At 41.1% G+C, this 25,349-nt stretch carries 16 protein-coding genes and 1 tRNA gene; 13 read left to right on the top strand and 4 right to left on the bottom strand.

Annotated elements, in window-relative coordinates:
- The first annotated feature begins 743 nt into the window (after window positions 1-743).
- Together HMPREF9010_RS12660 and HMPREF9010_RS0124400 are read left to right on the top strand one after the other, a co-directional pair.
- Window positions 744-1,610 carry a hypothetical protein gene (locus HMPREF9010_RS12660; RefSeq protein ID WP_008648861.1) on the top strand — a complete coding sequence of 289 codons (867 nt, stop codon included), beginning with the start codon at window positions 744-746 and terminating at the stop codon, window positions 1,608-1,610.
- A 128-nt stretch (window positions 1,611-1,738) separates the two neighbouring features.
- Window positions 1,739-1,951 (top strand): hypothetical protein, encoded by a 213-nt coding sequence (locus HMPREF9010_RS0124400; protein ID WP_004312688.1) that lies wholly within the window; start codon window positions 1,739-1,741, stop codon window positions 1,949-1,951.
- Between the two features lie 55 nt (window positions 1,952-2,006).
- Here HMPREF9010_RS0124400 and HMPREF9010_RS12665 read toward each other — a convergent pair whose 3' ends face one another.
- The 3 genes from HMPREF9010_RS12665 to HMPREF9010_RS12675 form a co-directional block, all read right to left on the bottom strand.
- Window positions 2,007-2,426 carry a hypothetical protein gene (locus tag HMPREF9010_RS12665; protein ID WP_004304388.1) on the bottom strand — a complete coding sequence of 140 codons (420 nt, stop codon included), beginning with the start codon at window positions 2,424-2,426 and terminating at the stop codon, window positions 2,007-2,009.
- 1 nt (window position 2,427) lies between these two features.
- Entirely contained in the window at window positions 2,428-3,426 is a 999-nt protein-coding gene (locus HMPREF9010_RS12670; RefSeq protein WP_004311410.1) for an AAA family ATPase, read from the bottom strand.
- Between the two features lie 97 nt (window positions 3,427-3,523).
- A tRNA-Ala gene (locus HMPREF9010_RS12675) sits at window positions 3,524-3,597 on the bottom strand.
- A gap of 115 nt (window positions 3,598-3,712) precedes the next feature.
- Here HMPREF9010_RS12675 and HMPREF9010_RS12680 point away from each other — a divergent pair.
- From HMPREF9010_RS12680 to pulA, 3 genes are read left to right on the top strand one after another with little or no spacing between them, the layout of a single operon-like run.
- Window positions 3,713-4,015, top strand: coding sequence for a DUF4286 family protein (locus tag HMPREF9010_RS12680; protein ID WP_004311411.1), 303 nt, complete (start codon window positions 3,713-3,715; stop codon window positions 4,013-4,015).
- Window positions 4,012-4,578, top strand: coding sequence for a crossover junction endodeoxyribonuclease RuvC (ruvC, locus tag HMPREF9010_RS12685; protein WP_004300848.1), 567 nt, complete (start codon window positions 4,012-4,014; stop codon window positions 4,576-4,578). Before HMPREF9010_RS12680 ends, ruvC begins: the two co-directional genes overlap by 4 nt.
- A gap of 51 nt (window positions 4,579-4,629) precedes the next feature.
- Window positions 4,630-6,636 (top strand): type I pullulanase, encoded by a 2,007-nt coding sequence (gene pulA, locus HMPREF9010_RS12690; protein WP_008648858.1) that lies wholly within the window; start codon window positions 4,630-4,632, stop codon window positions 6,634-6,636.
- An 80-nt stretch (window positions 6,637-6,716) separates the two neighbouring features.
- Here pulA and HMPREF9010_RS12695 read toward each other — a convergent pair whose 3' ends face one another.
- A complete protein-coding gene (locus tag HMPREF9010_RS12695; RefSeq protein WP_008648857.1) occupies window positions 6,717-10,850 on the bottom strand; it encodes a two-component regulator propeller domain-containing protein in 4,134 nt (1,377 codons plus the stop codon).
- Window positions 10,851-11,245: 395 nt separating this feature from the next.
- Between HMPREF9010_RS12695 and HMPREF9010_RS12700 the strand changes: the two genes are divergently transcribed.
- The 8 genes from HMPREF9010_RS12700 to HMPREF9010_RS12735 all read left to right on the top strand — a co-directional run bounded on the left by HMPREF9010_RS12700 (window position 11,246) and on the right by HMPREF9010_RS12735 (window position 25,338).
- Entirely contained in the window at window positions 11,246-14,419 is a 3,174-nt protein-coding gene (locus HMPREF9010_RS12700; RefSeq protein ID WP_004311414.1) for a SusC/RagA family TonB-linked outer membrane protein, read from the top strand.
- A 19-nt stretch (window positions 14,420-14,438) separates the two neighbouring features.
- Window positions 14,439-16,085, top strand: a complete 1,647-nt coding sequence (locus HMPREF9010_RS12705) for a RagB/SusD family nutrient uptake outer membrane protein (RefSeq protein WP_004311415.1) — start codon at window positions 14,439-14,441, stop codon at window positions 16,083-16,085.
- 14 nt (window positions 16,086-16,099) lie between these two features.
- On the top strand, window positions 16,100-17,503 hold the full coding sequence (locus HMPREF9010_RS12710) for a glycan-binding surface protein (RefSeq protein WP_004311416.1): 1,404 nt from the start codon (window positions 16,100-16,102) through the stop codon (window positions 17,501-17,503).
- A gap of 24 nt (window positions 17,504-17,527) precedes the next feature.
- Complete coding sequence (locus HMPREF9010_RS12715) at window positions 17,528-19,753, top strand: endo-1,4-beta-xylanase (RefSeq protein WP_008648854.1); 2,226 nt, start codon at window positions 17,528-17,530, stop codon at window positions 19,751-19,753.
- A gap of 320 nt (window positions 19,754-20,073) precedes the next feature.
- Entirely contained in the window at window positions 20,074-21,732 is a 1,659-nt protein-coding gene (locus HMPREF9010_RS12720; protein ID WP_004304379.1) for a sialate O-acetylesterase, read from the top strand.
- Between the two features lie 16 nt (window positions 21,733-21,748).
- Complete coding sequence (locus HMPREF9010_RS12725; RefSeq protein ID WP_008648852.1) at window positions 21,749-23,164, top strand: MFS transporter; 1,416 nt, start codon at window positions 21,749-21,751, stop codon at window positions 23,162-23,164.
- A gap of 39 nt (window positions 23,165-23,203) precedes the next feature.
- Window positions 23,204-24,334 carry an endo-1,4-beta-xylanase gene (locus tag HMPREF9010_RS12730; protein ID WP_008648849.1) on the top strand — a complete coding sequence of 377 codons (1,131 nt, stop codon included), beginning with the start codon at window positions 23,204-23,206 and terminating at the stop codon, window positions 24,332-24,334.
- A 26-nt stretch (window positions 24,335-24,360) separates the two neighbouring features.
- Window positions 24,361-25,338, top strand: a complete 978-nt coding sequence (locus HMPREF9010_RS12735) for a glycoside hydrolase family 43 protein (RefSeq protein WP_004300838.1) — start codon at window positions 24,361-24,363, stop codon at window positions 25,336-25,338.
- The last annotated feature ends 11 nt before the right edge of the window (window positions 25,339-25,349 follow it).

Below are 25,349 nucleotides of genomic sequence, written 5' to 3'. Positions count from 1 at the left end.
GAACGTCCCGCTCGGTCGGGACGGGTGCTCCCCGCCCCTTGCCGCGTAGGGCGACTCCCCGAGACGAAGAGTTTTTGTTGTTTAATGAAAGTTTACAGCCCGAAGTCTTGCACTTATAAGAGAAGATACATAATTTTTGCAACATATCTAAAATGACAACTTATACAGGAATTACAAAGGGACAAGTAAACTTATTTAGGTTTTAAAAAATATTGAGTAAACTAACTTAGGTATAACAAGCGAAGTTGTCAACTAAATCCAGTACAGTACATTTCAAGCCTTGAAACTTTAGTTTCTCTTGCTTGGAACTATTAGTTTCTTACTGATGAAACTATAGTTTCACACTGATGGAACTTTAGTTTCTCACCGATGAAACTATTCTCCCGTGTAGTTGTTTACTTATTTGTCTTATATAAAATTCTATTGTAACTAAAAAGCTTGTCATTTATTATCTTTCTTTTCAGAAAAAAGAAGTATATTTGCAATCAAGGACCGGACCTTTGACAGCCGGACTTGTATTTATAGGACATTTAATTTATTAGTAGGAAAGTCGCATTTTCGAATAGATGATAAATCAAATGTCCGTGCCAAGCTTATATCCCTATCGATATATAAGTTCTGGTGCGGGCATACTGTATTTTTCATCTATGGGTATGCGACTACCTCTACTAGGAAATACATGTATCGTTCGCACCTTTTTTTATATCTGGTTGCGACGCATACATCTAAAAATAAAACGAGGTATGACAACAAAACAATGGATTGGTATTGAAGAAGCGGCAACCAAGTATCAGGTATCTACCAGACGTATTATTACTTGGTGTAAAAGGCAAGAGATTATTTATTCAGAAGTCGGCGATTATCTAATGCTTGATGAAAACAGTCTGACGGATTGTCTTGAACGAAATATCCGGTTCAGTCTTTCCGAAGAAGAACACAAACGCCGGATGGATGAGAAGATGAAGGAAAATGAAGAGGAATTTTTTCTACTTCAATCACTGAAAGAGTTGACCCCATTGATCCGGTTAATAATAAAGGAGCTTGCCGGAATGATAAGGAATGATGAAAGACGGCAACTATTTCTTTATACCGTCTTACAAGGAAATATTAAGGATTTTAGTGTCCGGAAACGCATGAAATATCGTCAAGCGCAGAAAGCATTTGAGGGACTTGTACAGGAAATAAAATCTCAAGCGGGATTCCTTAGGACGTATAAGGAAGAAAATATCCGCCTTAGAGCAACAGTACGGGCGTATGAAATGAAATCCCGCCAAAATGGCTTTGATAATGATATGTTCATGAGAGAGGCGGAAGAAACGAATCCGGAAATTTTTATTCCCGAAGATATAAAAGCGGCAAAGGCTTTACTTGATACTCCTATCACAGAATTGAAATTCGATATTCGGTCGCAGCGGATCATTTCTGAAGCTGATATAAAAACACTTCGGGAACTGCTACAAATCACTTCTCAATATGGGTTTAGGAAGTTGCGTGATATGTTACGGAATTTCGGGCTGGTTTCACAAAAGAAAGTGGAAAAACGCTTGAAAGAGCTGAATGTACTGGACGTTGCCGGCAACTGCAATTTATATAGGTATCTGGATGAATGACACAGATTGGGCTGGAGTGTTTCTTTGATAGTATAATAACATGGCTGATTTCTTCAAAAATCATTAAAATAGAAAACTTTTCTTCGTTTGTATTGTCTTATAGCCATAAACTTTTAAAACGAAAACTTATGGATGATATGATTAACAGGCATGATTCGATAGCCGAGGAAAATATCGAGCCGAATGGTCGTCCGGCTAAGGACCAGTTTGAGGAATGGAGCGGCGAGGTTGCCGACCGTGCCGATGACGTATTTAAGAATGACAAGAAAGACGGTCCCATTAAAGATCGTGAGAAACGTATAAAAGAAATGGACGAAGTGATTAAAAAGGACCTTGAATAAAGGTCCTTTTTTTGCTATTTATGCAAAAAAAAAGGAAGTCTGATTTGTCGGGATATTATTTGATTGTAATTTCTATTTGTATATTCTTGGGTATAAGCTCTACTCCATATTTTTTCTTGAACATAGCTTTAGCTCTTTGTACCGAAGTGTCATTGGAGGGATTACGGCTTGATACAATAATAGCCTTTTTTTTAATTGTATGGTTGGGGGCTGATAATTGCTGGATACTGGCTTCCAGTTGTTCAACAGCATGAGGCAGATCTTTCCCCTTTAATTCAACAAAATATTCGTTGTGACAATGGTCGAGTATCAGGTAGTCACATCTGATGCCATCAGTAATTTGGCAACCATCAACCTTTATTTTTGTGAGTAGATGCTGATTGGGATTTGAGAAAACGCATTTGCATTTATTTTCTTTTACTACCAGCAACTTATCTGTTACTTCCCATGTGCAGGCTTGTTTGAATATTGCCATATTATTCTAAATCTAATAATGAAGAAAAAATCCTTCCCTGTTCATCTGAAGTAGAGTCTATTTGGTCGGCGACAATGATGTTATATTCTTTATCTAAGATAGAAATGATATGTCCTTTTTCTATCTTATAGGCAGTAATTTTATTAAAGTCAACCCAACTGCTTTTAGGCATGAGTGCTGCAATCTCTTCTTCTTTTTCCGGGTGTAACTTAGATACGTTACCGGCTTCTAGCATATTGTTTAAAGCCGACAGTAGATATGGGCTATGAGTTGTTATTGTCAGCTGATGACATTCTTTTACTATGTGTTGGAGCAAAGCAATTTGAGTTTCAGGAAAGAGATTAAGTTCCGGTTCTTCTATTACGAAGTGAGTGTCCGATTGCTCCTTGGTGATGTAATCAATAACCATGAGTAAGGGTACGACGGATTGAATACCCGACGATGCGTCTTTGAATGGAATGATTTTATCATAATTGCTTAAAACTAGATTCTCACTAGCCTCACGGACTTGGAATATTATATTGAAAATAGGAACTTGATAATTTACGAATAGGTTCTTTGCTTTTTCATAGAAAGAGGCAAATTCCAACAATGTGACTGGTATAGGTGCTTTGGACAACACCAAAGTAGCTATGGAGCGGGAGAATGTACTAATGAAGAAGCGTTCTGCCGGAATGTATAAATTATGGCTTGTCGAATGGTACGAAAAAGTGAAATTGAAGGAACCATCTTCGTAGGTGATATCTCCTTGTTCTGAAGAATAACTAATATAGCTGTCCGGATTAAAATACGAAATAATATTGTACTCGGAGAACTTAGTCATTAAATAGTCGGAATCAACCTTCAAAACTTTATCCCTACTATTCTCGAAGATAGTAATTAGTTTGGCCACTGTGCTCTTTCCGGCTCCTTGTTCACCTATGAAGATATTGAAGTCTTTCAATGCAATATCTGCTGAAGCGATAGCTCCAAAATTACGAATGATAAGTTTGCGCTCCATAATTATCAAATAACTTGGTTCTGATTCGTACAATATAATTACTTCAAGAAGGCTATCAAAAAAGAGCAACTCTTTTGGAAATTGCTCTTTTAAAAAGTGGAGCGTATCGGACTCGAACCGATCACCTCGACACTGCCAGTGTCGCGCTCTAGCCAGATGAGCTAACGCCCCTTTTCTATCTTATATGATAACGTTTGTAAACGAATCTTTTTTGTTGCCGCAAATATAATGCATTATTCTGAAATAATTGCTATGTTTGCGGTAAATAATAGTATGAAATTAAGATATGCTGATTTATAATACAACTTTTCAAGTGGACGATGACGTTCACGACAATTTCATGATTTGGATAAAAGAGAGTTATATTCCTGAAGTACAGAAACACGGTACGTTGAAGGCACCGCGCATTTGCAGGATATTAAGTCATCGGGAAGAAGGAAGTGCGTATTCTTTGCAATGGGAGGTGGAAAGCAGTGGGTTACTGCATCGTTGGCATTTGGAACAGGGAGTACGTTTGAATGACGAACTGGCAAAAATATTTAAAGATAAAGTGATCGGGTTTCCGACCTTGATGGAGGTGATAGAGTGATTCAACCGGTAAAAGAAAAGATAATCCTGGGGATTGACCCCGGTACGACAATCATGGGATACGGTGTTCTAAGAGTGAAAGGAACCAAGCCCGAAATGATTGCGATGGGGATTATCGACTTGCGTAAATTTGCCAACCACTATCTGAAACTTCGCCATATCCATGAACGGGTATTGAGCATTATTGAAAGTTATCTGCCTGATGAGCTGGCTATTGAAGCGCCTTTCTTCGGTAAAAATGTACAATCGATGTTGAAGTTGGGCCGTGCACAGGGGGTAGCGATGGCAGTGGCGTTGAGTCGGGATATTCCGATTACGGAATATGCTCCTTTGAAGATAAAGATGGCTATCACCGGAAACGGGCAGGCATCCAAAGAACAGGTAGCGGATATGTTGCAGCGGATGTTGCGCTTTCCCAAAGAGGATATGCCTACTTTTATGGATGCAACAGACGGATTGGCAGCAGCCTATTGTCATTTCCTGCAAATGGGGCGGCCGACAATGGAAAAAGGTTATAATAGCTGGAAGGATTTTATAGCGAAGAATCCGGATAAGGTGAAGTAAAGCGACTGATTATAGGGATAGATATAAAGGAAATATCTAGGGGAGGTTTAAATGAAGATGGGAGGTAATTATTTAGCAATATTAGGGGTGACTACAGTGACAACAGTAATGAGCTGCTCCCCTGCGAAAAAGGAATATGCTTCTTTTGAGCTGTATCCGGTTCGTACGGGAAGTCTTACGGAAATGGAATATACGCCGTTGGCAACCAAATTTTATCTTTGGTCACCAACTGCAGAAGAAGTACGCCTGATGCTATATGATGCCGGTGAAGGCGGACATGCTTATGAAACAGTAAAGATGGAGCCCACAGAAGATGGAACCTGGACAACTTCAGTAGATAAGAACCTACTTGGTAAATTCTATGCCTTCAATGTAAAAATCAATGATAAATGGCAGGGAGACACGCCGGGAATCAATGCCCATGCTGTCGGAGTGAATGGGAAACGTGCTGCCATTATTGACTGGAAGACTACAAATCCCGAGGGATGGGAGAGTGACAGGCGTCCTTCTCTGAAATCTCCTGCTGATATGATTATCTATGAAATGCATCATCGTGACTTCTCGGTTGATTCTACTTCGGGAATTAAGAATAAAGGTAAATACCTCGCATTGACTGAACACGGGACCATGAATTCAGATAAGTTATTGACCGGTATCGATCACTTGATAGAACTGGGAGTGACACATGTACATCTTCTTCCTTCCTCTGATTATGCTTCTATCGACGAAACAAAACTGGAAGAAAACCACTATAACTGGGGATATGATCCGGCGAATTATAATGTGCCGGATGGCTCTTATTCAACTGATCCTTATCAACCTGCCACTCGTGTGAAAGAGTTCAAACAAATGGTACAAGCACTGCATAGAGCTGGTATCCGTGTGATAATGGATATGGTTTATAATCATACTTTTAATACCGTTGAAAGTAATTTTGAACGTACTGTTCCCGGTTATTTTTATCGTCAGAAAGAAGACGGGACATTGGCAAATGGTTCCGGATGCGGTAATGAGACGGCAAGTGAACGCCCTATGATGCGCAAGTTTATGATAGAGTCCGTTCTTTATTGGATAAAAGAATATCATATTGACGGTTTCCGTTTTGACTTGATGGGAGTGCATGATATTGAAACCATGAATGAGATCCGGAAAGCGGTGAACAAGGTTGATCCTACCATTTGTATTTATGGAGAAGGTTGGGCAGCCGACACTCCCCAATATCCGGCAGATTCGTTGGCAATGAAAGGGAATGTTTCCCACATGCCGGGAATTGCCGTATTCTCGGATGAATTGCGTGATGGGCTTTGCGGACCTGTGTGGAAAAAGGAGAAAGGGGCTTTCCTCGCCGGAGTTCCGGGAGCAGAAATGAGTGTTAAATTCGGTATTGTGGGTGCTATTGAGCATCCGCAAGTACGGTGTGATTCTGTTAATTACAGTCAGAAACCGTGGGCGGAGCAGCCTACCCAGATGATTAGCTACGTTTCCTGCCATGACGGTTTGTGCCTTGTTGATCGCTTGAAAGCAAGTATGCCGGGAGCTACTCCCGAGCAACAGGTTCGACTTGATAAGCTTGCGCAGACGGTAGTCTTCACTTCGCAAGGTATTCCTTTTATCTATGCAGGAGAAGAAGTGATGCGCGATAAACAAGGGGTGGACAATAGTTATAAGAGTCCGGATGCAGTCAATGCTATCGATTGGCGACGTAAAACGACGAACGGAGATGTTTTCATGTATTATAAGCGACTCATAGATCTGCGTAAGTCCCATCCCGCTTTCCGTATGGGAGATGCGGAAAAGGTTCGGAAGCATCTGGAGTTTCTTCCGGTGGAAGGACAAAACCTGATTGCATTCCGCCTGAAGGATCATGCGAACGGAGATAGTTGGGAAGATATTATCGTGGCTTTTAATTCCCGTATGACTCCTGCGCGTTTGGAAGTGCCTGTTGGTAAATATACAGTGGTATGCAAAGATGGTGTGATAGATGTGCGTGGATTAGGTACGCAGATCGGACCGGAAGTAATTATTCCCGGACAGTCTGCATTGATTATGTATAAGTAGCTTTAGTCATTATTTGTCATATCAATAACGGCTTTCTTTCTAATTTAGATTCTTGTTTGTAACAAGTCTAATTCTGTTTGTTACATCTGTTGTTCTTTATATTCACTCGGTGAAATTCCGTAAAAGTCTCTGAATGTATTGGAAAAATGAGAGAGGTTGGAGAAGCCTGTAGCGTATGCAACTTCCGAAACGCTTAGATTCTTCTCACGTAGCAGATTGGCAGCTTGTTTCAGTCTGATAGAACGAATGAAATCTCGTGCTGACTGATTAGTCAACTCCTTTAATTTGCGGTGCATATGTACGCGGCTCATTCCAACGTTGGCTGCCAGCATCTCTACATTAAGGGTAGGGTCGGCAAGATGGTCATTGATGGTTTTCATTACTTTACTCATCAAGATCTCATCATTGGACTTCATTTCTATCTTTGTTATTTTTTCTTCTACTTGTTGTTCACCTACCAGTTTGCCGCGCAGTCTTTCCCGATTGGCTATCAGATTACTGATAGTAGTTCGTAATAATTCAGTGTTGAATGGTTTTACGATATAAGCATCTGCTCCAATTTCAAGCCCTTCGATTTGGTCTTCGGCTTTCGATTTGGCGGTTAATAATATAATCGGTATATGATTGATATTGATATTCTGTTTTATTTTCCGGCAGAGAGTGATCCCATCCATTTCGGGCATCATAACATCACTGATGACGAGATCGGGTTTCTCCTTCAAAATGGTTTCCAGTCCTTCCCGTCCATTTGTACATTCATAGATACGGAAATCACTATCCAGTTCGCTACGTATGTAGCGGCGTATTTCTTCATCATCTTCTACGATTAAGACGCGATAACGTGTTTTTGCTTTGGGTTTCCTGTACTCGTTAGTTTTGTTTTCTTCTTCCGTTTCATAGATCGAATCTTTGGGAAGTTGGGAGATTGTTGGTTCGCTTCCGGTTTCTTCAGGATTTTCCAGTTCTTCTGCTTTCAAGTGATTACTACCTAACGGCAGGCGGATGATGAAACGGGTTCCTTGTCCGTCTTCGCGGTTTTCTGCTTTGATGATGCCGTGGTGCAGTTCCACTAACGACCGTGAAAGATGCAGTCCGATTCCTGTACCGAAATTAGATTGTGTCATGTCGTTGTCAATCTGATAGAAACGTTCGAATATTTGTTCTATTTTGTTTTTGTCAATACCGATTCCGTTATCGGTGATATCTATCTCGAAATAATCTTTCAAAGCACCCCGGTAGGCATCGTTGTGACCGGTTTTCAATAACACTTCGATATTTCCTCCCTCATGTGTATATTTGAAAGCATTGGAAAGGACATTCATCAATACTTTGTCAAAGTTATTTAGATCAATCCATACTTTCAGAGAATCAGCACCTTCCAGTTCTTTTTCGAAAGTAAATGTGATGTTCTTTTTTTGCGCTTGATAATTGAATGTTTGCATCAAGTCATTGATAAATCCTACGATGTCTGTTTCCCGGAATTTCAGATGCATTTGTCCTTTGTCCAGTTTTCGTATGTCCATCAGTTGATTGATCAGACGTAGAATACGTTGGGCATTCCGGTAAATCATGAGATAAACCGGTTGTTTCTCGGAATGTTCGGCTAACAGTTTCTCTAACGGGCTGATGATAAAAGTCATCGGGGTACGTATTTCATGTGAGATATTAATGAAGAATTGTAATTTGGCTTCGTTAATCTGTTCCATGTGTTTTTGTCGCATCACTTCTTGCCGGTGGCGGATACGTGACAGAATATACATGGTAAGAGCATAGATTAGTAATGCTCCGAGGCATCCCCAGATTACTTTTGCCCACCAGGTCTGGTACCAGGGTGGAGTGATGGCAATAGTAACTGTGCGGATATTAGAGAAATTATTATGGTCGCGTGCCTGTACGGAGAAAGTGTATTTCCCCGGTTTCAGACTGCTATAAGTCACCCGGTTTGTTCCCGGTTGCGTACTGATCCATTCATCGCCTAATTCTTTTATCTTATATTGATAACTAATCCGGTCGGGATTGCTGAATTCCAAAACAGAAAAATCAATGCTGAATGTATTTTCATTATATGCCAGTGTAAATTGCTCGGTATCCATGACAGCAGTATCAGTGATGACATTGTTGCCGGATTTATCCCCTTTTTTCACAGGGCGGTTAGCAACGTGAAAGCCGGTAATCAATACATTCATTTCTTTTTTGATTTCGGTGATATCCTGGGGGTAGAAAGCTGTTACTCCATTGGTACCTCCAAAAAATATCTTGCCGCGTTTATCTTTAAATACAGCAGTGCGCGTAAACTCATTTCCTTGCAGACCGTCGCCTGCATAATAGTTGATAAACTTCTTTTCCGGAGGATTCAGTTTGGAGATTCCCTGATGGGTACTGATCCATATATTTTTTTTCTCGTCTTCAGCCAGGCCGCAAATAATATCACTGGGGAGTCCATCGGCAGTAGTGAAAAGTACAGGTGTTAGTCTGTCTTTATTCAGGCAGACCAATCCTTCGGAAGTACCAGCCCAGATCTCTCCATTACTACTTTCCAATAAACTGTAAACGACATACCCGGGGAGGAGATTGTTTTGCTTTTTATAATTGATAAAATTGTCCGTTTGAGGATTGAGTACGGCCAGACCTTTATAAGTGCCGATCCATATCATTCCCTCTCTATCTTCCAGTAGGTAGCTGATCCAATCGTTTGGAAGTCGGTTGATGCTCCAGTCATCGTTTTCGTTGCGGGTAGATTCGTAATAGGTGACATGTTGAGTTGGTAAATTGATTTTGTATAAGCCCGAACCATAAGTACCCACCCAGAGATTCTTGTTTTTGTCTTCAATGATGCAGGAAACTTTGGGCTTGCCTGCGTTAAGATTTCCTTGTAAAAGCGAGGTGGCATCTTGACATGTTCCGGTTTGTTTGTTCATCCGTGCCAGACCATCGAAGTAAGATCCTAGCCAAAGTTCCTGATTGGAATCTTCATAGAGACATAGGATAGTGCCGGGGACAGATTGGGGATTACCTGCCTGATGGGTGTAATGGCGTAATTGTTTTCCCTGATCGTTTATGGCATATAATCCGTCGTTATCCGTACCTATCCAGATTGTAGCTTGTTCATCTGTATGAATAGCCATAACACAGCTGGAACCAATGGTGTTGTTGTGTATTGATTTGTAGCCGTAGTAGTCGAACTTATTTGAAATGCCGGGCACTAGTATCAAACCTTTCTGAAAAATGCCCAGCCATAAATTGTGATCTTTATCTTCGATTAACGAGTGAACCTTGGATTTGGAGAAGTCAAAGGGACCCGCATTAATCTCACTGTCCACAATAATATCTTGTTGAGGCTGATATTCTTTTACTCCTTCACCGTCTGTTCCTATGATAAGTTTTCCACGGGTATCAATGATGAGAGTCCGGATATTCAAATTCATCCGGTTTTGGTAGAGGACAGGTTCGAAGTTTCCTTCCTGTCGGGATGATAGTCTGAAAAGACCTTTTGTCAAGGTTCCTACGAAAATTTGTCCGTGTGCATCCTCACAAATGGCAGAAACGTCATCACCTGCTATATGATAAGGTGCTTTATAGCTTTTAAGCTCTTTACTTTCCGGAGAATAACGGTAAAGTCCTTTTTCTTCTGTAGCAATCCATAAATTTTGCCGGGAATCTTCGAAAATGACATTCAGGTAGTTACTACCTATCCGGTCTGTCAGTTCGGTTTCGATATGGAAGGAGGCGGGATTGCTGTTCTTTTTTAGGGATATGGCGCCTTGTCCGGAAGTTGCTATCCAAAGATCTCCGTTCCGGCGTTCAATAATGGAAGTGATATGAGGATTCTTTCGTCCGTCTTTCCGAGAGATGAATAATTCGTGAAAGTTGTCTGTGGCGCGGTCATATCGCTGTAAGCCATTGATGCATCCGATCCAGAAATTACCGCGACTGTCTTCGAATAATGTCCGTACATAGTTGTTTTTCAAACTGGTGCTATCCGTAGCATTATGTCGATAGATCGAGAAACGTGTCCCGTCGAATTTATTAAGTCCGTTTTCGGTAGCTATCCAGATAAATCCTTTCCGGTCCTGATATACGGCATTGATCAGACTGTTGGAAAGTTCTTTGTCTGTTGAATAGAATTTGCCGGTCTGTGCTTTCATAACAGGAGTGCTTCCTATCAGGAAACAGTATATGGAAAAAAGGAATAGGATTTGTGCTTTCATACTCATTAATATAAGCAGGGTTTATTGGTGCTTTTTATATAGACAAAGATACTATATTAAATTAAAATAGCATTAGCTTTGTTACTTTTCCTTTTACTGATGTTACGTGCAAACCCTTTAGGGATGCTTCTGGGAGGGGTATGTAACGGGTGTGCAATAGCTTGTAACGTACATGCAAGTGTATGTAACCGCCTGTCAATTGCTTGAAACAAAATCTCCACCTATGCTTGATATATTATCCATAAATTTGCATTAACCAAAAAAATGAATTGTCGGACACCTTAAAATAATAACTGCTTATGGAAACATGAATTCCTTACTCTATTCCTTATTATAAATAAGAAGAGAAAAACCTATAACTTGGATTAACCACTATCATTATTAATTAAAAAAATGATTTTATGGAAAGCACAAATCATTATTTTCGACCGTTAGGTCTTATCATTCTTTTCTGCCTCTTCCCTGTATGGGTATTGGCACAGACTGTTTCCGTGACGGGGATGGTCAAAGATGCATCGGGCGAACCGATTATCGGAGCCAGTGTAGTAGAAGCTGGCACTACCAATGGTATAGTTACCGATTTGGATGGTAATTTTAAGTTGAATGTATCAGCCAAAGGTAGCTTGAAGATTTCTTTTATCGGATATCAGACACAAACGATTCCTGTAGCCGGGAAAAAGCAGTTTGATATTACCCTCAAAGAAGATGCAAAAGTATTAGACGAAGTAGTTGTAGTTGGATATGGTCAGATGAAACGTAGTGACCTGACCGGTTCTGTTGTATCGGTCAACGATGAAGCCATTAAGAAATCTGTAGTGACTTCCGTTGACCAGGTACTGCAAGGACGTGCTGCTGGTGTGCAGGTACAGGCTAATAGCGGTATGCCCGGTGGTAGTTCTTCCATCCGTATTCGTGGTATCAACTCTTTGAATGCCTCCAATGAACCTATCTTTGTCATTGACGGTGTTATCATCGACGGTTCCACAGGTTCGGGAAGTGATAATGCACTGGCATCTATCAATCCTTCGGACATCGTCTCTATGGACGTATTAAAGGATGCTTCCGCCACTGCTATTTATGGTGCGCGAGCTGCAAACGGTGTGATTATGATTACTACCAAACGTGGACAGAAGGGTGAGGCGCAAATAACTTATGACGGATATATAGGATGGCAGGAAATGCCTAAAAAACTGGATATGCTGAATCTGCGTGAATATGCGGAGCATAAGAATGTTCGTTCAGGAAAAGACTATTCGGGAAATGATTGGGGAATAGTGAACAAGGATAATAACTTTGTTCGTCCGGATTTACTAGGTGAGGGTACAGACTGGCAGGATGAGATGTTCTCTAAAGCTATGATGACCAGTCATAATCTTTCTGTGACCGGAGGTACTGATAAAAGTAACTATGCATTGGGAGCAGGTTACCTCAATCAGGATGGTATTGCTGTTGGTTCAGGGTTCAGGCGTCTGAACTTACGAGGTAGTTTTGATGCCCAGGTGAAGAGCTATTTAAAAATGGGTATTAACTTTGCGTTTAGTAATTCCCGTCAGAAATTGACTGTATCTGACGAGTCGTTGATTAGAACTGCTTTATTGCAGAGTCCGAGTGTGGCTGTTCGTAATGCTGAAGGCACATTTGACGGACCGGATACGGACGAATGGGTACAAACGAATCCGGTGGGTCTTGCCATGATTAAGGATAACCGCAATGAGAAAATGGGTATTCGGGCAAACACCTATGCTGAAGCTACTATCATTGACGGACTGACGTTTAAAACGGAATTGTCTTTCGATTATGGGGTAACTAATACTTATAAATTTGATCCCTCATATACTTTTGGTGCGATTGAAAATACGGACCGTCAGGGGACTTTCTCCAAATCATATAATAAGTTCTGGAGTTGGAGAAATATCGTGAATTACATGAAAACTTTTGGAGTGCACAATGTGAATGCAATGATTGGCCAGGAAATGCAGGAGAGCAAATGGGAATATCTGATGGGAAGCCGTATGGGATATTTGTCCAATGCCGCAACCGACCTGACATTGGGAGATGCCGCAACAGCCAAGAATAATGGTAATAGTGGAGAAAGTTCGATTTTATCTTATTTCGGCCGTCTGTTCTATTCATACGATGACAAATATCTGTTGACATTTACTCTTCGTCGCGACGGTTCTTCCAAATTCTACAAAGATAATCGTTGGGGATGGTTCCCGTCGGCTGCTTTGGCTTGGAAGGTTTCCAATGAATCTTTTTTGAAAGACAACAATATTATTAATAATCTGAAATTGCGTTTAGGATGGGGTGTTGTAGGTAATCAGAATGTGCCTAATAATGCATATAAAGCCATTTATTCATCTGTTGCTACCGTTTGGGGAACAGGATTGCTGGCTGGCAATACTCCGAATCCCGAATTGAAATGGGAGTCTACTTATTCAAGTAATCTGGGACTTGATATTAATCTTTTCCAGAACAGGATTGAATTGATAGCCGATATTTATTATAAGAAAACAAATGATTTGTTGTTGCAAGTGCCTCTTCCTGCTTACGTGGGAACTTCAGGTCAGGGCTCTACTTCCGCACCCTGGAAGAATGTGGGTTCTTTGGAGAATAAAGGACTTGAGTTGACTTTAAATACAGTGAATATTGATAAAGGCGGATTTCAATGGAGAAGTAACGTGGTATTCTCTATGAACCGTAATAAAGTAAAATCGCTGGATACGGCAACCAGCCTGATAGATAAGAGTAATCAGACAGGCGAAACAATAACCGTACTGACACGTACATCAGTAGGAAACCCTATCGGACAGTTTTATGGTTATAAAGTGATTGGCCGCTTTGAAAAGGCTACTGACTTTTACTATAAAGATGCTTCCGGAGCAATTAAGCCGGTAGCATTGCCTGAAGGTATGTCGATTTCCAAGAATAGTATCTGGATTGGTGATTATATTTTTGAAGATGTAAACAAAGACGGTGTTATCAATGAACAGGACCGTACTTATATCGGTAATCCTGAACCGGACTTTACTTTCGGCTTCGGTAACTCTTTCTCTTATAAAGGCTTCGACTTGAGCATTAACCTGACCGGATCGGTGGGAAATGAAGTTGTAAACTGGGGGCGTCGTGAACTTGAAAATCCACGGGGCAATAATAATATCCTGAAATCGGCGTTGGATTATGCACAACTGGCTTTGATTGATCCGAATGGTCCGGATGATTATCGGAATATACAGATTGTAGGCGGTGACCCTTATGCTTGCCGTATGGCTATTGCCAAAGGGACAGATGATTCCAATTATCGTTTCAGTGACCGCTTTGTGGAAGATGGTTCTTTCCTGCGTATTCAGTCTATCTCTTTCGGCTATACGTTCCCGCGTAAATGGTTGGCACCGATTGGTATTCAGAATCTGAAACTTTATTGTAACCTGCAGAATGTATATACATTCACAAAATACAAAGGGATGGACCCGGAAATAGGTTCTGCCAATCAGGACGCTTTGCTTACAGGCTTTGATAACTATCGTTATCCTTCTCCGCGAATTTATACATTCGGTCTGAATTTAACCTTTTAATCATTTAAAGTGACTAAATATGAAAACAAGTAAATATATATACTCTTTCATGTTGGCTGTAGCTTTGGCGTTTGCAGGATGCAGTGACTTCCTCGATTCTGAAGATAACTCCAATATCGCAGGAGATAACTTTTATCAAACGGAAGATGATTTCCGGGCAGCAACAGCTCCTTTGTATAATAAGGTGTGGTTCGACTTTAACGATAAGTTCTATTATGGACTGGGTGATGGACGCGGATTCAACCTTTGTGCGACAACCTCTAATTATATCTATCCTTTTGCCGATTTGACCGAAACCGGATTGACGGGGCCGTTAGTTTCGGCTTGGGGCTCATTATACAATATAGTACAGCAAACTAATAAGATTATTAACGGGATCAAAGGTAACTCATCCAATAGCGAAGAAGTGAAGAACCCATATATTGCTGAAGCACGGTTCATGCGTGGAGTTGCTTATTCCTATCTGGCGATGTTATGGGGAAATGTTATTATAAATGAGGATACGGATGAACTGGTGGCTAATCCAATTGTCAATACTAGCCCGGTAAGTGATGTCTATGAATTTGCGATGCGTGACTTGGAATTTGCGGCAAAATATTTGCCGGAGGTTTCTTCTGCTGCCGGACGTGTCAATAAATACAGTGCCTTTGGCATGTTGTCGCGTGTTTATCTGACGTATGCCGGTTATAGTAGTAACCCTAATAGTGCGACCCGTAATCAGGACTATCTGGATTTGGCAAAGAAAGCGGCTTTAAAAGTGATAGAAAACAGAAATTTTGAACTGATGACTGAGTATGCCGATTTGTTTATGATTGATAAAAATAACAACTCGGAAACACTGTTTGCTTTACAATGGGTTAGTAATGGTACGTATGGAGAATGTAATACGATACAGGATTATTTTGCTTGTGAGTCGGCTATTACCGGTAATGACCGTGCATGGGGCGGTTATGTTTTTGCACAACCGGACGTGATTTGGGAGTATGAAAAAGGAGATAAACGGCGTCAGCCGACTTGGATGGCTTATGGCGATCATTATCCTGAAATACAGAAAGCAAACGGAGGATATACTTGTGAGAAGAAAGCATCGGGTACTGTTTCCGGAATTTATTGTAAGAAATATGTTTGTGGTTCTAGCAAAGATAATGCGAAGATCACTTCCGGAAGTACTCCTATCAATACTTACATGTTGCGTCTGGCAGAAGTATATCTGATTTATGCAGAAGCTATATTGGGAAATAATCCTTCAACAGATGATGCCGATGCAATGGAATACTTTAACAAAGTGCGCAAGCGTGCCGGTTTGGAACCCCAAAATTCGATTACTTACGAAGATATTCGTCGTGAGCGTAGACTGGAACTTTGTCTGGAAGGACAGTATTGGTATGACTTGGTACGTAGAGCTTATTATAAACAACAGGAAGTACTCAATTATATCACCGGACAGGATAGGGGTACTGCTATTCCTGTAGTATGGGATGCGGATACACAGACTTTGAAGAGAGACGAGGATTCGGATGAAACGAAGCGTGCCATAGGTGACGTCGATTCCAGTATATTCCTTCTTCCTTATCCGGAATCGGAGACTGTGCAAAATCCTTTGTTGAAAGCGGATCCTATGCCTTATGCATTTAAGGAAGACAGAATAACCGATTTGTTTAACTAAAAACGAGAATACGAATGAAAAGCTTGATATATAAAAATAGTATGAAAGCATTTGGCTTATTGGTGAGTCTGCTCATCTGCTCTTGTTCATTTGTTTCGTGTGACGACGATGACGATAATGGCGGAAGTTCTGTGATGAACATAACCGGGATCTATCTGGAAGACGCGAAGTCGAATGTTCCTGACCGTTTGGTTGATTTTGCCCGTTTGGGACAACTGATTCGAATTGAAGGTGAAGGATTCAACGGATTGAAGAAAGTGTATATTAATGGATATAACTGTTATTTTAATCCGGTTTTTGTTTCGAATAAATCTTTTTTGGTTAGTGTGAACAGTAAAGTTCCGACTACAGAAGCTGACGAGAATGTACGTAATACAATTCGTTTGGTAAAAGATGGCGGTGAATACGTTTATGATTTCCAGATTCGTGCTGCTGCACCGTCTATAACGAAAATCTCCAACTGTATGCCGAATATAGGTGAACCTATCATTGTTTACGGAAGTGGATTGACGGAAATAGCAAAAGTCGTTTTCCCCGGAAATGTGGTGGTGACAGAAGGTATTATTTCTGATCTTGACGGTGAATATTTTATGGTGGATATGCCTGCCGGAGTTTCTGAAGAGGGCGGTTCTATTTTCGTAGAAGGTTCGAATGGTGGTGCTTATTCTCCTGCCTATTTCAATTATAAGAAAGGCTTGTTGTTGAACTTCGACGGAGTGGGTGCACAAGGGGCATGGGGCGATTCTGAAAGTATGATTCAAACAACCGAACTGGAATCTGCTTCGATTGGTGAAGGTAATGTGTCGCAAGGTGCTTACTGTCGTTTGCCATTAGAAAGACAGTTGCCGGTGGCAGCAGCGAAGAATCGTTGTGCTGAAGTTTGGACAGCTGGTAATGGCACTGATCCTGACTGGTTGACGCTGGGTGTCCCTGCTGAAACTCCTGTTGCCGAATGTGCTATTCAGTTTGAAATTTATGTGCCCGAACCTTGGTCTGAATCCGGATTCCTGAAGATTTGTGGTCAGAACGGATTCAACGGTGGAGAATGGGAGAGAGACTGTTATAATTACGTACCGTGGCTTGTAGACGGAAAGATTGTTCCTTTCCAGACAACCGGTTGGCAGACTGTAACTGTTCCGTTTAGTGAATTCTACAAATCGAAAGCATCCAGCGGAGCTTGGACCACTTTTGCCGATGTGGCCGCTACCCGTGCATCTGCTTCTTATGCCAACTTCGGTTTCTATTTTGAGAACTCTGATATTACATTGGATAAGATCACAGGTGCGAGCTCGGATAAAGAAACAGAGTTTCTATCCAAAGCAACTTCCGTGAAGATTTATATTGATAACTGGCGTGTCGTACCTTTGACGAAGCCGGAATATACCGATTTCCCGGACGAAGAAGAGGATGCAGAATAATAATGACTTTAAATTGAAAAGATTATGAAATACAGAAATATGCTTCCGTTTGTTGCCTTGTCGGTGCTGATATTGACATCGTGTGACGATAATAAGATGGAGTGGTATAAAGACCCTACACATGGAGCGGTTACTTCTTCCGAACTGCCTTTACAGTTGGCTGAAAAGATTTCCCGTTACAAGCCGTTGAAAGAATATTTATCCGATCCCAACTTTAAGTTGGGTATCGGAGTGGGGATGGATGAATATCTTGGTGACGAGACAACGACTACCATTGTGAATGAGAACTTTAATGATCTGACGATAGGATATGCCATGAAGCACGGTCCTATGGTCGATTCTAAAGGGAATTTGAAATTTGATAAGGTAGATCAATTGTTTACAAAGACTACAGAAGCGGGTATAAGCATTTATGGACACTGTCTGATTTGGCACACTAATCAGAATGCGAGTTATCTGAATAGTCTGATTGCACCGGAAGTTATTCCGGGACCGGCGGGCAGTAATTTGTTGGATCTGTCAGGCATTGAAGATGGAACCTTTGATGGCTGGAATCGTAAAAATGGAAGTGATGCGATGTCCATTGTGGAAGGGGAAGGACTGACAACTACTTCCAAAGCATTGAAATTTACAGTAGGATCTTCTGTAACGGCTGCTCATTCTGTGCAATTATATACTCCTGACATTTCAGCAGTAAGTGGGCATAATTATGAAATTTCATTTTTTGTCCGTTCGGATAAAGCTGGTAAAGCCCGGTTGACTTTCGCTGGGTTAGGAAATAATTATCCATATAAAGACTGGTATGCTACAGGTGGCAGTTGGACGGAAGCTTTTGAGACAACGTCTCAATGGCAGCAGGTGAAGATCACAGTGAATGATTTTGTTAGTACTACATTTCAGATTGCATTTGAATTTGGTTATTTGCCGGATGTGACTTATTATGTAGATAATATTGTTGTGACAGACAAAGATGCCGATCCTACTGTGGTTAATCTGATTTCTAACGGAGATTTTGAAAGCAAAGCTATTACTCCTTGGGGAGCTTGGAGTAGTGGAAAAGCCGCGATTTCGGAAGAAGGTGAAGGATATGGAAGTTCATATTCGATGAAGCTGACTAGTTCTGTTGACGGAGGGGCGGGCAATGCATATAAGGCACAGGCTGGATATGGCTTTGATACTCCTTTGGAAGTCGGCAAGACCTATGAGTTCTCTGCTATGATTAAAGCAAGTGTCTCAACTACTTTCCAAATTCAAATTCAGAACTCAACGAGTTATGCAGGTGAATGCTATGTAGATGGAAATGTGAGTACGACTTGGACAGAATTTAAGAAAGAATTTACAGTGTCTAAAGAGGATATGAATCGATTCTGTATCAATTTCGGAGTTAGTGCAGGCGATTATTATATAGATAATATCGTATTGTCGGAGAAAGTGGTGGAGACACGTGCAGTCACTCGCGCTTCCGGTCCTACTATCATTGAGAAGACCGACGAAGAAAAAGCCGAGATTATCAGAGATGCTATGGAAGACTGGATTTCAAAGATGGTTACCCATTGCAAACCTTATGTTCATGCATGGGACGTAGTCAATGAACCAATGGATGACGGAAAAACATCAGACATTAAGACTGGTAAAGGCAAAACTGATCTGGCTTCTGATGAATTCTACTGGCAAGATTATTTCCTGACTCCGAAAGACTATGCAGTAGAAGCTTTCAAACTTGCCCGTCAGTATGGAAATCCGGATGATAAACTATTCATCAATGATTATAATCTGGAATATAACCTCAATAAGTGTGACGGTCTGATTAAATATGTGGAATACATCGAAAGCAAAGGGGCCATAGTGGATGGTATTGGTACACAAATGCATATTGCTATTGATTCCAATAAAGACAATATTGCTCAAATGTTCCAGAAACTGGGTGCTACCGGCAAGTTGATTAAAGTATCCGAGTTGGATATTAAGGTTAACACCTCGTCGCCTATTACTGAAAATCTGGCACAACAGGCAGAAATGTATCAGTATGTTATTGATATGTACAAGAAGTATATTCCGGTGGATAAACAATATGGTATTACCATCTGGGGAGTATCGGACAATGAAAAAGAACATGTGAATTGGATACCGAATGACGCTCCGAACCTTTGGGATGCTAATTATGCACGTAAACATGCTTATAAGGGAGTAGCCGATGGTTTGGCTGGTAAGGATGTCAGCGAAGACTTTACCGGAGATTTGGAATTATAATAATTAAAGAGGGGGAGAGTGAGGGTTACAGTAGTTGTTATCATCCTGGAGCGGATCGAATGAATAACAATAACTACTGTAATCCGCTCTTTCTAAAACTTTCGTTTTCCTCCTGTTCATCGGTGGTTTCAGCTTGAATGTAACATTGCAACAAGTTTTTGTAACATACGTAAACGATGATGTAACAAGCGAGTAATGATTTGAATCAGAATTTCTGGGTAAGTGGGAAGAAACTTCCTAAGTTTGCAAAGTGGAATCCCGATGGATTTCTTCTCTTGCTAAATTATCATGAAATAAAGACATATAAAAGAAAAGACAGAATGAATAAGTATTGGTTTTATAAGGTAGGGTTAGTAGTTGTGTTCCTTTGCTTCGCCTTGTTGGGCGGAGCAAAGGTTAAACTTCCGACTCTTGTTTCCGACGGAATGGTACTTCAGCGTGGGGAACCTGTCAATATCTGGGGAACGGCTGATCCTGATGAAACCGTTGATATAACTTTCCTGAAAAAGAAATATAAGACTGTTGCTGATGTACAAGGTAACTGGAAAGTGACTTTGCCTATATTGAAAGCTGGCGGACCTTATACGATGGCCATTAATGATATCGAATTAAAGGATATTCTTATTGGTGATGTTTGGGTATGTTCGGGACAGTCGAATATGGAATTGCCTGTTTCACGGGTTACAGATCGTTTTCGCGATGAAATATCTACGGACAGTAACTATCCGATGGTACGCTATATAAAAACACCTCTGCTCTATAATTTTCATGCTCCGCAGGCAGATATTCCGGGAATTTCCTGGCAAGCGATGACTCCTGAAAATGTGATGCCTTTCTCTGCTTTAGCCTATTTCTTCGCTAAAGATGTCTATCAAAAGACAAAGGTTCCGGTAGGAATCATAAATTCCAGTGTCGGAGGTTCACCGGTAGAAGCGTGGATCAGTGAGGGAGGGTTGAAGCCTTTTCCATTTTATTTGAATGAAAAGCGTATCTATGAGTCAGACGATTTGATGGAGTCGATGAAAAAAGAGGAGAGGAAGAAAAGTCATGCCTGGAATGTGGCGTTGTTTCAGGGAGATAAAGGGATGCATGAGGCTACCCCTTGGTATGCTGCCGATTATGATGATAGCAATTGGACAGAAACAGATTTGTTTACTTCCGGCTGGGCAACAAACGGACTGAATACCGTCAATGGCTCCCACTGGTTCCGTAAAGACTTTCAGGTGTCTGCACAACAGGCGGGAGAGAAAGCGACTCTTCGTTTGGGATGCATCGTAGATGCAGATTCGGTCTATGTAAATGGCACATTTGTGGGGACTGTCTCTTATCAGTATCCTCCCCGTATCTACACCATTCCTGCCGGATTGTTGAAAGCCGGAAAAAATACAATAACCATACGCCTTTTCAGTTATGGCGGTCGTCCTCAATTTGTAAAGGAAAAGCCTTATAAAATCCTTTTCGGAAAAGGTCAGCCGGAAAAAGGAGAATCGGAGATCAATTTGGAGGGGAGTTGGAAATATCATCTCGGTGCTCCTATGCCCGCTGCTCCGGGACAAACGGCTTTTCATTATAAACCCACAGGACTGTATAATGCAATGATTGCTCCTTTGCTGAACTATACGGTATCCGGTGTCATCTGGTATCAGGGAGAATCGAATGTCTCACGCAGAAATGAGTATAAAGACTTGTTGACGGCTATGATTAGCGATTGGAGACAACGATGGAATAAGTCGGATATGCCTTTCTATATCATTGAGCTGGCGGATTTCCTTTCACCCACAGATAAAGGAGGACGCACTGCCTGGGCGGAATTCCGGAAAGCGCAGGCGGAAGTAGCCGATACAAATAAAAATGTTACTCTGATTAAAAATAGTGATTTAGGAGAATGGAATGATATTCATCCATTGGATAAAAAGACGCTAGGGCAACGAGTGGCAGCAGCTATCTTGATAGAAATGAATACGAAAAACAGAAAATGACCAATTTATCTATTTTATGGAGAATACAATAAAGACCAATGAAGCGAAAGGTTTCTATAAACTCTCTTGGCTTCAACGTATAGGATTCGGTTCCGGTGATTTGGCGCAAAACCTTATTTACCAGACCGTATGTATGTATCTGCTGATTTTTTATACCAATGTATATGGACTTAAACCGGAAGTGGCAGCCGTGATGTTTCTTATTGTCAGGATAGTGGATGTCCTTTGGGATCCTCTGGTGGGTGCTTTCGTCGATAAACACAATCCTAAACTAGGTAAATACCGTTCATATCTTATTTGGGGAGGAATTCCGCTGACTGGTTTTGCTATTCTTTGTTTTTGGAACGGCTTTTCGGGTTCACTGTTCTATGCCTATTTCACTTACGTTGGATTATCCATGTGTTATACATTGATTAATGTGCCTTATGGAGCACTGAATGCGTCACTTACCCGCGATACGAATGGAATCACGGTGTTGACGTCAGTGCGTATGTTTCTTGCCAATTTGGGTGGTTTGGCTGTGGCATACGGTATTCCGATACTGGTGAAGGTGTTGTCTCCCGATGGTAAAATCAATACTACTGCATCTGCTAACGCATGGTTTATTACGATGACTATTTATGCTGTTATCGGATTGGCGTTATTGATGTTCTGCTTTAGCCAGACGAAGGAGCGTGTGGTTATGGATCAGGAGGAGACATCTAAAGTAAAAGTGTCCGACTTATGGGTAGAATTTTGTAGAAATAAACCTTTGCGTATTTTGGCGTTCTTTTTCATTACTGCTTTTGCAATGATGGCGATTGGTAATTCTGCCGGTTCATATTATATGATTTATAATGTACGTGCACCGGAGATGTTACCTTATTTCATGGCCTTGGGCTCGATACCCGCATTCATTTTCATGCCGATGGTACCTGCCATTAAACGTGCCATTGGAAAAAAGCAAATGTTTTATGTATTCCTTTCAGTCGCTATATTGGGTATGGCATTGCTGTATATTATTTCTGTGGTTCCGGTACTCAAAACGCAGATATGGTTGGTCTTTGTGGCGCAGTTCATAAAATCGACGGGAGTCATTATTGCGACAGGGTATATGTGGGCTTTGGTTCCCGAAGTAATTTCGTATGGCGAATATACTCATGGTAAACGTATTTCGGGTATAGTCAATGCTTTGACTGGTATTTTCTATAAAGCGGGAATGGCTCTTGGAGGAGTTGTACCGGGACTTGTTATGGCTTTTGTCGGATTCGACCAGACAAATGAAGTGTCACAATCACCTTTTGCCGAACAGGGAATACTGTGGCTCGTAGCCGTTATTCCGGCGTTGTTGCTTTTGGTCGCTATGTTCATTATTTCTAAATATGAATTGGAAGATAATGTGATTGACAATATAAATGAGGAGATAGAATCGCGCTGTAAAAAAGGCGAATAGATAAGATAGTAGAATGTTTATTACTCAAAAATATAACGTATGAAACTCAAACGAATAATTCTGTTGTTATTGACAGTGATGTTTTCTTTTTCTTATGGAGAAGTTTTTGCGAAAGATGGAAATTCGCTGAAAAAGGCTTTGAAAAACAAGTTTTTGATTGGCGTGTCAGTGAACACACATCAAAGTTCCGGTAAGGATGTCGCAGCTGTTGAAATTGTAAAGAAGAATTTTAATTCCATCGTGGCGGAAAACTGCATGAAGTCTTCTGTCATTCATCCGAAAGAAAATAAGTATAATTTTGCGCAGGCAGATGAATTTGTCAGTTTTGGTGAGAGCAATCAAATGGCTATCATTGGTCACTGCCTGATTTGGCATTCACAATTGGCTCCTTGGTTTTGCGTAGATAAGGACGGGAATAATGTTTCTCCGGAAGTCCTGAAGAAACGGATGAAAGACCATATCACTACCATCGTGAAACGCTATAAAGGCCGTATCAAAGGCTGGGATGTAGTAAATGAAGCGATTGAAGATAATGGAGTATATCGCAAGACAAAGTTTTATGAGATTCTGGGGGAAGAATATATTCCATTGGCTTTCCAGTATGCACACGAGGCTGATCCGGATGCCGAACTTTACTACAATGACTACTCAATGGCCCAACCGGGGAGAAGAGAAGCCGTCGTGAAAATGGTGAACGATTTGAAAAAACGTGGAATCCGTATTGATGCCATAGGTATGCAAGGACACATCGGCATGGACTACCCGAAAATCAGTGAATTTGAGAAGAGTATGCTGGCCTTTGCCGGAACAGGAGTGAAGATAATGATAACAGAACTGGATTTGACGGTGATACCATCACCGAATCCCAATGTAGGTGCAGAAGTTTCCGCTTCCTTTGAATATAAGAAAGAGATGAATCCTTATCCGGATGGATTACCGGAAGAGGTATCGAAAGCATGGACTGAAAGAATGAATGACTTTTTCCGTCTGTTCCTGAAACATCATAACCTCATCACCAGGGTTACTCTTTGGGGAGTAGCCGATCAGAACTCTTGGCGTAATGACTGGCCGATGAGAGGCCGCACGGATTATCCGTTACTTTTTGATCGCAATTATCAGCCGAAGCCGGTAGTCGGCCTGATTATCAAAGAGGCTGAAAAAACAAAATAAGTTTCTAACAGAAAAACCGAAAAAGCATGAAAACAGAAAAAAGATATTTAGTTCCCGGTGATTATATGGCTGACCCTGCCGTACATGTATTTGATGGCAAACTGTATATTTATCCCTCGCACGATTGGGAAAGTGGTATTGCTGAAAATGATAATGGCGATCATTTCAATATGAAAGATTATCACGTGTATTCTATGGATGATGTGATGAACGGTGAAATAAAAGATCATGGAGTGGTGCTTTCCACAGAGGATATTCCTTGGGCGGGCCGTCAACTATGGGATTGTGATGTGGTTTGTAAAGATGGTAAGTACTATATGTATTTTCCATTGAAAGATCAGAATGATATATTTCGTATCGGGGTAGCTGTGAGTGATAAACCTTATGGTCCTTTTATACCGGAAGCTAATCCGATGAAAGGAAGTTACAGCATCGATCCGGCTGTATGGGATGACGGAGATGGTAACTATTATATATATTTCGGTGGATTGTGGGGTGGACAACTTCAACGTTACCGTAATAATAAAGCCTTGGAATCTGCCATTTTGCCGGAAGGAGAGGAGGAGGCAATCCCGTCGCGTGTTGCTCGTTTGAGTGAAGACATGATGGAGTTTGCCGAAGAACCCCGTGCAGTGGTAATTCTGGATGAAGACGGTAAGCCATTGACAGCAGGGGATACGGAACGCCGTTTCTTCGAAGCTTCGTGGATGCATAAATATAATGGTAAATACTATTTTTCCTATTCTACGGGAGACACTCATTTGCTCTGCTATGCAACAGGTGATAACCCTTATGGTCCGTTTACTTATCAGGGAGTCATTCTGACTCCGGTGGTAGGATGGACTACTCACCATGCTATTGTAGAGTTTAAAGGTAAGTGGTATCTGTTTCATCACGATTGTGTACCATCAGAGGGAAAGACTTGGCTCCGTAGCCTAAAAGTCTGTGAACTTCAGTATGATGCAGACGGGCGAATCATTACTATCGAGGGAAAAGATGAATAATAGAATACATT

This window comes from Bacteroides sp. 3_1_23, assembly GCF_000162555.1.
In the GTDB taxonomy this organism is placed as follows: Bacteria; Bacteroidota; Bacteroidia; order Bacteroidales; family Bacteroidaceae; genus Bacteroides; species Bacteroides ovatus.
The sequence above is the reverse complement of the archived record's forward strand: the minus strand, read 5'-3'. Positions and strand labels throughout refer to the sequence as shown.

What these genes read in the sequence shown, in the direction of transcription:
- HMPREF9010_RS12660 (WP_008648861.1), top strand. Translation starts at nt 744, where the DNA reads ATGACAACAAAACAATGGATTGGTATTGAAGAAGCGGCAACCAAGTAT.
- HMPREF9010_RS0124400 (WP_004312688.1), top strand. Translation starts at nt 1,739, where the DNA reads ATGGATGATATGATTAACAGGCATGATTCGATAGCCGAGGAAAATATC.
- HMPREF9010_RS12665 (WP_004304388.1), bottom strand. Translation starts at nt 2,426, where the DNA reads ATGGCAATATTCAAACAAGCCTGCACATGGGAAGTAACAGATAAGTTG.
- HMPREF9010_RS12670 (WP_004311410.1), bottom strand. Translation starts at nt 3,426, where the DNA reads ATGGAGCGCAAACTTATCATTCGTAATTTTGGAGCTATCGCTTCAGCA.
- HMPREF9010_RS12680 (WP_004311411.1), top strand. Translation starts at nt 3,713, where the DNA reads ATGCTGATTTATAATACAACTTTTCAAGTGGACGATGACGTTCACGAC.
- pulA (WP_008648858.1), top strand. Translation starts at nt 4,630, where the DNA reads ATGAAGATGGGAGGTAATTATTTAGCAATATTAGGGGTGACTACAGTG.
- HMPREF9010_RS12695 (WP_008648857.1), bottom strand. Translation starts at nt 10,850, where the DNA reads ATGAGTATGAAAGCACAAATCCTATTCCTTTTTTCCATATACTGTTTC.
- HMPREF9010_RS12700 (WP_004311414.1), top strand. Translation starts at nt 11,246, where the DNA reads ATGGAAAGCACAAATCATTATTTTCGACCGTTAGGTCTTATCATTCTT.
- HMPREF9010_RS12705 (WP_004311415.1), top strand. Translation starts at nt 14,439, where the DNA reads ATGAAAACAAGTAAATATATATACTCTTTCATGTTGGCTGTAGCTTTG.
- HMPREF9010_RS12710 (WP_004311416.1), top strand. Translation starts at nt 16,100, where the DNA reads ATGAAAAGCTTGATATATAAAAATAGTATGAAAGCATTTGGCTTATTG.
- HMPREF9010_RS12715 (WP_008648854.1), top strand. Translation starts at nt 17,528, where the DNA reads ATGAAATACAGAAATATGCTTCCGTTTGTTGCCTTGTCGGTGCTGATA.
- HMPREF9010_RS12720 (WP_004304379.1), top strand. Translation starts at nt 20,074, where the DNA reads ATGAATAAGTATTGGTTTTATAAGGTAGGGTTAGTAGTTGTGTTCCTT.
- HMPREF9010_RS12725 (WP_008648852.1), top strand. Translation starts at nt 21,749, where the DNA reads ATGGAGAATACAATAAAGACCAATGAAGCGAAAGGTTTCTATAAACTC.
- HMPREF9010_RS12730 (WP_008648849.1), top strand. Translation starts at nt 23,204, where the DNA reads ATGAAACTCAAACGAATAATTCTGTTGTTATTGACAGTGATGTTTTCT.
- HMPREF9010_RS12735 (WP_004300838.1), top strand. Translation starts at nt 24,361, where the DNA reads ATGAAAACAGAAAAAAGATATTTAGTTCCCGGTGATTATATGGCTGAC.